Consider the following 4925-nt stretch of genomic DNA (forward strand, 5'->3'; position numbering starts at 1 on the left):
ATCCGCTCAGAACCAGTAGCAGACCATTCTTGCCATCCCAAATGACAATGTCACTCGGAACTCAGGACTTCGGCTCTTGACCGGGCGAGTAAGCTGGCGAGGGAACTCAAAAGAGCGTTGACCGATGCCACCTGTCCTCCCGGATCTCAAAAGTCGCATCACACGCCACAGAGTAGCGCGGTGGCCTAAGATAGCTCGCTTCTCCACCGACTTGAACTTGATCCAAATCAACGAAGGACAAATTGGAACGACCAGTAACAATCCGTATGCTCGCCCGCAGACTCGAGGCATGCCTAGTGTATTACATTTTGCCACCCGCCAGGGAAGGCGGATTACTCTAAGTCGGCTATTCGTTCCAAGGCGGGTGAGCCATCCAGCTGTCGGTGCCTTGCGATCGATCACGATGAACGATGAGCGAGGTTCTATATGGCAAACCCGATGGTCGCTTTGCAATGGTGGCGCGAAAGGCTTGGTCCTGGGGTTTGCAGGATGTTTCGAATTGGCTCACGACCAGAACGTTGCGCGTCACTATCGGCTCCACACTCCGGTAGCCGAAGTTGCGAACGGCGATCGGAGCTCCCGAGCGATCAGGCGGACTTGAATAGGGCATCAGCTTAAGACACTTGAGCGGGGGTTAGAAATGATCACCATTCCCGAATTGCTGGCTCATAGCCTCTCGTCCTTTCTAACTGCGGATACACGCGACAGGTTTGGAAGCTCACACAGCCGCTTGACGGAAGTCCTCCCGTTTGCGGCCCGGCTCGCTTTGGAATGCATCGGCAACAGCGACGCGCTCTACCATGATATTGAGCATACAATGCTGGTGACCCAGGCGGGACACGATATCCTAATGGGACGGACTCTGGTGCGGGCGACGACGGCTGCGGACTACGCGAACTTCATCTTGGGCTGCCTGACTCATGACATCGGATATGTTCGTGGGATTGTCGAGGGAGATTCCGATGTTTCCTACGTCATCGACTCGACTGGTCGGACAATCAACCTGCCACGGGGCGCGTCCGACGCCGCGCTAGCACCCTATCATGTTGATCGATCAAAACTGTTCGTATTGGAGCGTTTTGATGGAATCGAGGACATCGATGCCGCACGGATTGCCAGAGCAATAGAGTTTACGCGCGTTCCCTATGCGGCTTCCTCTAACGACGAATTGATGGAAGAAGAGGGCATGCTGTTGCGTGCTGCCGATCTCATCGGTCAGCTTGGAGACCCCAACTACCTCAGAAAATCCAACGCGCTATTCCATGAGTTTGAAGAGATCGGCTTGAACAAAAAGCTAGGATATGAAACGCCGGCCGATGTGGTTTACAAATATCCACAGTTCTACTGGAGCATAGTCGCGCCCCAAGTCCAAACGGCGATACGCTATCTGAACGTCACATCGAGTGGTCGTCTATGGATAGCGAACCTCTACAGCAATGTGTTTCGAGCAGAGCGTGAACCCGGGTTGTCGGGCCCTCAAGTCTGAGCCGACGCTATTGCCATTGTTCTGCGTCTCGTTCGGGATGCAGTCGCTGCGCACTCGCGCTCGAACCTGTTGTGTTCAGTCGCGGACACCGGAATGTTGCTGTGGTCGACTTAGGGTTCAAATGCAAAGAACTCAGGTCTTGCAAATCTAGTCCGCTCTGGCGTGATGCGCGGAGTCCCAAACGCCATTTTGCGGAGACGTTGGGCGGCTCTAACGCAACCGTCACATCAAGGGGGTGGAGAGAAGCCCAGCAGCCGCCTTCTCGCCTTCGTCAGTTTATTTGGGTCGGTCGCGCGACGGTCGCACCGCGTACAGCTCAACAGAAAAGTTACATCTTCTTGACAGCCTTCGGTCATTGCAGAAGTCGCAGCCGCGATTCGAACCTGATGTTGCACTCACTTCATAGCTGCTCGGTCGGCAGTCCCTTCTTGGAGAAGTCTGCTATGTCCAAGGGCGTTTTCATTGCACTTTTGGCGCTGCTGTTTCTTGCGCTTTGTGAGCAATACTGGTCAGGTGGCCGCAATAGCGAAGCTGCCTTGGGGCTGGCAAGACAAATTGAGCAGTCCTTCGGTATGTGACCCGGCACGCCTTAAGGAGCTCGAAATGCGCGCGGCGGACTCGCTTAGCCTGCTGAACAGAAGAGAGTGCCCGGATTGTCGCTCAGAAGGGATGGCAGCTGGGCTGCGCATTGAAATCGCGGAGCACCTGACATGCGTCGCCTGTGACGCGCGGTCTATGTTGCTCCGCGCCCTCCGAATGCCAAAGCATTCATCCGGCAATGAGCGTGGCAAGATAGATGGCGATCTAGAGCCTGCACTCGTCGGATTATCGGATCGGCTTACGCAGGCGGACGCCAGGGCCCCCGCCGTTTTGTTCTATAAATTCTATTCCCGCGGTCTGTAACGCCCGCAAAATTCTCGAAGAAGTTTCGGCGCGCCCCCCAAGTGTGTCGTCGGACGCTTCCAGTCGCTTGATCGTCGGAATCGAAACGCCAGCGGAGGCTGCTAAATCGTCTTGTGACCAACCCAACAGGGCACGCGCAGCTTTTACTTGGCGAATTGATACTTTTAGTATTGACATTCGACCGGCCATAGATACTTTTAGTATCATTAGATTTGAATCAGATGGCGGAGAATTACAGTGATCCACGCAGTTGCCAACTTAAGAGTCGATCGCCGTTCCTGCATCGGCGGATCGGACGCCCGCATCATTATGGGGGACGACCACGACAAGCTACTGCGGCTGTGGCGGGAAAAGCGCGGTGAAGCCCTGCCTCAAGATCTCGGCAACGACTTGGTCGTGCAGCTGGGCACCGTCACCGAAGACCTCAACCGGTCCTGGTACGAGCGCACGAGCGGCTACACAGTGAATGATGTGCAGCGGCAAGTTCGGCATCCCGTCCACAAATGGATGGGCGCTACGTTAGACGGCCGGGTGCAACAGACCGGCGCGGTGTACGAGGCCAAGTTCATGCTGCCGTGGAATTTTTCCGAAGAAGCGGCAGCCGACAAGCATATGGCTCAGCTGCAGCATAACATGTGGGTGGTAGCGGCACGTTCAGCGGTGCTTTCCATCATCACTGGCGGCGGAAAGTGGGTAGAGATCGCGATCCACGCCGATCCGCTGTACCAGCATCTTCTGCTGACCGCGGAGAAGAAATTCTGGCGCTGCGTGCAGACCGGCGAGCCGCCCGCCCTGTTTAACATCGAGACCCCGCGGCCCAGACTGGAGGCAGTTAAGATTGTCGACATGGTGACCTCAAATTCATGGGCAGAACTGGCGGCTTCCTATCTCCGCACGAGAGAAGCACATGGTGAACATGAACTTGCAAAGTCCGAGCTGAAGAAGCTCGTTCCGCAGGATGCGAAGGAGGCTGTTGGCCACGGCATCAGAGCAAAGCGCTCGAAGTCAGGCGCGATAAGCTTCGAAACTCAGGCGGTGGAGGGCCCCCATGCATCAGTCCAGTGAACGCATTGGTGCGATCGCAGCCGCATTGGCGAAGGCTCAGGCCGATCTCATCAATCCAGAGAAGACCCTTGAGGCAACGATCCGATCACCATTTCCACGGGAGGAAGACAGGAGATTTCGATATGCATCGCTCGCCTCCGGGCTGGACATCGTCCGCAAAGCGCTCAGCCAGCAGGAAATCGCTACCCTCCAGACTACTCGGATCGAGCAGGTTACTGGACAGATCCACCTGACCACTCTACTCGCCCACGCGTCGGGAGAGTGGATATCGTCCGACTTGCCGGTCTGTGCCAGCAAGGACGTCGAAGCGCCGCATCGGATGGGAGCAGCTCTGACCTACGCTCGCCGGTACGCACTCTTCGCTTTAGTCGGCATAGCGGGGGAAGACGATTTGGACGCGCCCGATGTCGCCACAAGCACGCCGGCTGCGACCGCTCCGCAGACCGCACCAGGATTGAAGGGAAAGGTCTCGAAGGATGTTTTCAACCGATCTCCTGTCTTGCCGCCTGAGGCATCCACCGGACTCCTAAATCGGCTCTTGGGCGAGCTTGCTCTTCGGGAAGGCAGCGAAGGGCTGCTTGCCTGGGCCAAGCGTAGCTTGCCTCTAAAGAATACGTTGGTCGAGGTCGACGCCCGCATTCTTGAGACCGCCTACCAAAAACGGTTCGAGGAAATAGCGCTTTCCGACATCTATTTAGATGACGAGTGGCCCGTGGCAGCGGTCCGAGGCACTCCAAGTGAGGAGTCCCCTTTAGAGACAGCCGGCGACGTTCATACGTTCCCTAGCCCCTCACCCGGAGAGCAGGTCGAACTCGCCTTCTCAAAGGAGCCGTCACAACGACGCAAAGATCACCTCTCCTTGTCAGCGGTCCAAAGCGCTTCAAGCGAGGAATCCTCCTCAGAAATATCCGGCGACGTTCATTCGCCCCCTCGCCCCTCACCCGGAGAGCAGATCGGACTCGCCTTCCCAAAAGAGCCGTCTCGGCGGCGAAGCAAGGATCACCTCGCTTTCGTGCGCAGCCAAGGTTGTCTCATCTGTCGGAAGACCCCCACAGATGCGCATCACCTGAAGTTCGCTCAACCACGCGCATTGGGACGAAAAGTCAGCGACGAATTCACTGTGCCGCTTTGCCGATCCCACCACCATTCCCTGCATCGTCACGGAAATGAAAGAGCTTGGTGGACCAATGTGCAAATCGCGCCATTGCCAATCGCCAAGGAGCTATGGGATGCAAGCCCCATCCATTTGGCCAACCCAATTAGAGTTGCTGCACCCCAAACACGTACGCTCTCGGACGCACAACGCCTGAGTGATCCCGTCGACCGAGCAGAATGAGGCTGGATGTTGTGCGAGCCAAAATGTGACGGGACATCCGCCTGACGGGTTATCTGCTGTCTTATCCCTGCGTCCTTCAACGGACCGAGCCCGTCGTCTCGTCCTTCTGATCAATACAGCCTCGGCAAATCGCTA

Annotated in this window: 5 protein-coding genes; 4 read left to right on the plus strand and 1 reads right to left on the minus strand. The window is 56.6% G+C overall.

Features of this window, described 5'->3' with window-relative positions:
- Positions 1-640: 640 nt before the first annotated feature.
- Positions 641-1486 (plus strand): metal-dependent phosphohydrolase, encoded by an 846-nt coding sequence (locus XF30_RS33570; RefSeq protein ID WP_109145063.1) that lies wholly within the window; start codon positions 641-643, stop codon positions 1484-1486.
- Between the two features lie 443 nt (positions 1487-1929).
- On the plus strand, positions 1930-2064 hold the full coding sequence (locus XF30_RS39870; protein ID WP_283811184.1) for a hypothetical protein: 135 nt from the start codon (positions 1930-1932) through the stop codon (positions 2062-2064).
- Positions 2065-2311: 247 nt separating this feature from the next.
- On the opposite strand, the gene XF30_RS33580 is transcribed toward XF30_RS39870, so the two are convergent.
- Positions 2312-2596, minus strand: coding sequence for a helix-turn-helix domain-containing protein (locus XF30_RS33580; RefSeq protein ID WP_349644184.1), 285 nt, complete (start codon positions 2594-2596; stop codon positions 2312-2314).
- 30 nt (positions 2597-2626) lie between these two features.
- Between XF30_RS33580 and XF30_RS33585 the strand changes: the two genes are divergently transcribed.
- The gene (locus tag XF30_RS33585; protein WP_244609064.1) at positions 2627-3454 is read left to right on the plus strand and encodes a YqaJ viral recombinase family protein; all 828 of its coding nucleotides are present in this window, start codon (positions 2627-2629) and stop codon (positions 3452-3454) included.
- Positions 3438-4790, plus strand: coding sequence for an ERF family protein (locus XF30_RS39660; protein ID WP_244609065.1), 1353 nt, complete (start codon positions 3438-3440; stop codon positions 4788-4790). The genes XF30_RS33585 and XF30_RS39660 overlap by 17 nt, the downstream gene beginning before the upstream one ends.
- Positions 4791-4925 lie beyond the last annotated feature (135 nt).

Source organism: Bradyrhizobium sp. SUTN9-2, from assembly GCF_003122645.1.
Classification (GTDB): Bacteria; Pseudomonadota; Alphaproteobacteria; order Rhizobiales; family Xanthobacteraceae; genus Bradyrhizobium; species Bradyrhizobium yuanmingense.

What these genes read in the sequence shown, in the direction of transcription:
- XF30_RS33570 (WP_109145063.1), top strand. Translation starts at nt 641, where the DNA reads ATGATCACCATTCCCGAATTGCTGGCTCATAGCCTCTCGTCCTTTCTA.
- XF30_RS39870 (WP_283811184.1), top strand. Translation starts at nt 1,930, where the DNA reads ATGTCCAAGGGCGTTTTCATTGCACTTTTGGCGCTGCTGTTTCTTGCG.
- XF30_RS33580 (WP_349644184.1), bottom strand. Translation starts at nt 2,596, where the DNA reads ATGATACTAAAAGTATCTATGGCCGGTCGAATGTCAATACTAAAAGTA.
- XF30_RS39660 (WP_244609065.1), top strand. Translation starts at nt 3,438, where the DNA reads ATGCATCAGTCCAGTGAACGCATTGGTGCGATCGCAGCCGCATTGGCG.